Genomic DNA, 3,224 nt, shown 5'->3' with positions numbered 1-3,224 from the left:
TGAATTTGCAGCGCGTAAACTAACCACTCGCGTTCATGAGCAGATGGTGAAGTCCAATCTTGCGGATACGTTAATCGGTCATATTAGCCGTGATGCAACCATGATTCCAGCACGCGAAGGTGTTGAGAAAATAGTTCTCCCTCCTGTTGTAAAACCGCCTGCCAAAAAACGAGGTCGCCCTGCATTCAACTCGCCTAAGACCTTGACCACTAAAATATTAACTGCCATTCAGATTCAACTCACACAGACACTTCCTGAAATGCTCCGAGATTTACCTACGGGCTGTTCTGTTGGCACAAAAACGAACTCAAAAGGGTATTCTGAGAGTACCAAAGGCTACAAGCTTCATTTAGATACAGCATGTTGTGGTGTAGTGATCAGTGCTTATCTGACGGGTGCGGTCGTTCATGATAGTCGTGTTGCCCTGCCGTTATCGTTGATGAGTGAACAGCGTGTTACGGCATGTTATGAGCTGATGGATGCAGGTTATTGTAGTACGGATATTCGAGAGTTTGTGAGATCAAGAGGTCGTGTTCCGTTGATTGATCACAACAAGCGTCAGGGTGAAAAAATAGAATTTTGCAAAGCGGAAGCACAGCGATATAAAACCCGTAGCAGTGCTGAACGCAGTAATGCCCGTTTAAAGGATGAGTTTGGCGGTCGGGTGATTTATTATCGAGGTCACGCTAAGGTGATGAGTCATTTGATGTTTGGTTTGATTGCTCAAACAGCCGATCAATTGATGCGACTTTTGAGGTGACGACAAGGCAATTGATTAAGTGCTTAATGATTGAATATTTGACACAGGTCAACGCATCAGCTTGTTTAAGATATGGAGAAACAAGATGATTGATCCCTAAAATCATAGCGCAACTCGGGTTTGATTAAAAAAAAGCCTCTTTTTTAAGAGGAGCTACAGCTGTGTCGGCTGGGACAATAATTTTGCAAGTTCTTCTTAATAATATCTTTTCTAAAAAAACTATTCTCGAAGTCTATTCTGACCTACAAGATCTTCCATTAACCCCAAAATACAAAAAAGATATCATTGCCTTACGTCGCTCCCTCGAAAGAGATCTAACCAATAATCCCAATAAAGCTTTTTCTATGAAAGAAGTCGCAACAAAGGACAGAATGTTTATTCGTCCTTTGAAAATAGATCCGACTCAAATTGAAAAAGTTACGGAAATGAAAGGAAAATCTATACTTCTTGTCGATGATTTATTGGCAAGTGGTACAACCTTAACAAGTGCTTATAACTTACTTAAAGAAATGGAAATAAGTGAACAAATTGAAGCAATCTGTCTTTTAGGAAAACTGGGCAGTAAATAACTAGAAATCATTCAATGTCACCAAAAATCACTAAAAATCACAAAAGTTAATGTAAACTTTTATTTATAACTGTATACTACAGATAGACCATTCATGTGCTCAATGGTCTTTAAAGATAGGGCTAACGCCCAGAGCCCGGCAGCACCGTCAAGCGAGGTCAGACTGTAAGAGTCAAATATCGTTTATCTAGGCACGGCTAGTAAAGTTTCAAACAAAAAGCTTAATAACTTAAATAAGTTGTTAGGCTTTTTTGTTATTCATAACTATAATTCAAATAAATTCAATATTTTATAAATCTAAGTATGACAATCGTTATATCTATCTCTGTAATTATTGCTTTCATTATTTATCTTAAGCTTTATAACTCACATCCATATTTCTTACTTGATAAAGATGGCGTAATCAAAAAGGAACATCGCAGAACTTTTTGTCATCCATTTATACATTTAGATCCAAATGATTTTAATGATCTCAAATCAATACATCATTCTTACTTTCCTAATGGAAGCTACGAGACTAGATACTATTCATCTGATGGACTAAACAATACCTTATTTATCAAAACTTCAATAGAATTTAATACATATCCAAATGGACAACCATGTGATTTAGTTTTTCCTGTCAACTTTGTGATCCACAAACTAAATGACTCTCCAGAAACGTATATTATGTATTTATCAGAAAGATGCGGCATTAAGGACATGACTCTGAAAGGTGATTTTTATAAAGGATCTCTTTCAAATCTAAAAAAGCACTTTGAATTATGGGAAAAAAAGCAAAAAGAATTTTTAAAAAAGAATCACCATATTTAGCTTGCGAGCATAGCCATTGAAAATATTTTTCATGGCTATGATGTATTTAATTATTTTATTTAACTATATTTTCTTTGTTATATTTTTCAATAAGATACAATGCATCTTTATCACCTTTTAATGCAGAACTTCTCAATAAAGACATTCCCTTAGTTATATCTTGTTTTACAATTATTCCTCTTACATACATTAATCCAAGCTTTGTCTGAGCTGTAATATCACCTTTATTCGCAGCTTGAGTAAAAAGAGAGACTGCTTTTGCGGGGTTCTTAACAACACCATTTCCGAATAAATACATGGTGGCTAGCTCACGTGTGGCTGCTATATCTCCTTTATTGCTAGCTTTTTGATATAAGTTGGCTGCCTTATTTAAATTAACAGATACCCCCATGCCATTTTGATAAATTGCACCAAGCATGAACAGAGCATCTGTATTTTCTTGATTAGCTGCCTTTTCAAACCATTTTATAGCTTCAGCCATATTTTTTTGTACACCTACTCCCTCTTTGTACATAACAGCAAGAGTAAGTTGATCCTCTGCATAGCCTTGCTTAGCTCTTTCAATAATTTCAGCATCAGAAAAAGCATATAAACTTGATGAAAATGAAAGAATTGTAAGGAAAATAAGAAAATATTTATGCACTCGAATACCTAAAAAATGTGAAAATTTGAATAACTCAGTATTTTGAAATACGTACCTTAAGAAATGAAAATTATTTTAACAATAGTCCTTTTAATTGTTGCTTATAACATTGTAGAGCCCAATAGTTTTGGAGGATACCTATTAGTTCTATTAGTTGCAGGATTAATTTCAATTGGTATTACATTCGCTTTTTTAGCCATACTCGCTGTTATTGGTGTAATTAGTAAACTATTCACACAGAATTAAACTACATCCCAAAATCCATCCCTCGATCCTGCTTAGGTCGAGGTTTTTCTATCTCTTGTTTACGCTCATTCATCTGGACGAGATTTTTTTCAATCAGTAGGCCACATACTGGAATTGAAGCTGTGATTTGGTTTCTTGCGTGGGGTCTTCCGGTTGTTTTTCTGAGTTTTTTTCCAATGCTTCTTTGTTGTTGG

General features: G+C 35.5%; 4 protein-coding genes. 3 read left to right on the top strand and 1 reads right to left on the bottom strand.

The features are described from left to right. The 3 genes from FTV38_RS16985 to FTV38_RS16975 form a co-directional block, all read left to right on the top strand. A partial coding sequence (locus FTV38_RS16985; protein WP_180023003.1) for a transposase occupies positions 1-760 on the top strand: 760 nt, incomplete at its 5' end. Between the two features lie 161 nt (positions 761-921). After that, the gene (locus tag FTV38_RS18475; RefSeq protein ID WP_174660747.1) at positions 922-1,329 is read left to right on the top strand and encodes a phosphoribosyltransferase; all 408 of its coding nucleotides are present in this window, start codon (positions 922-924) and stop codon (positions 1,327-1,329) included. Positions 1,330-1,631: 302 nt separating this feature from the next. Further along, positions 1,632-2,141, top strand: coding sequence for a hypothetical protein (locus FTV38_RS16975; protein WP_174660746.1), 510 nt, complete (start codon positions 1,632-1,634; stop codon positions 2,139-2,141). Positions 2,142-2,196: 55 nt separating this feature from the next. Here the strand turns inward: FTV38_RS16975 and FTV38_RS16970 are convergent, their stop codons facing one another. Continuing rightward, positions 2,197-2,784 carry a tetratricopeptide repeat protein gene (locus tag FTV38_RS16970; RefSeq protein WP_174660745.1) on the bottom strand — a complete coding sequence of 196 codons (588 nt, stop codon included), beginning with the start codon at positions 2,782-2,784 and terminating at the stop codon, positions 2,197-2,199. Positions 2,785-3,224 lie beyond the last annotated feature (440 nt).

The sequence above is a fragment of the Acinetobacter sp. YH16044 genome, from assembly GCF_013417145.1.
GTDB lineage: Bacteria > Pseudomonadota > Gammaproteobacteria > Pseudomonadales > Moraxellaceae > Acinetobacter > Acinetobacter amyesii.
Note: the sequence above shows the minus strand (reverse complement) of the source record. Positions and strands in the feature narration are given on the sequence as shown.

Coding starts and splice junctions, on each gene's coding strand:
- FTV38_RS16975 (WP_174660746.1), top strand. CDS start 1,632: ATGACAATCGTTATATCTATCTCTGTAATTATTGCTTTCATTATTTAT.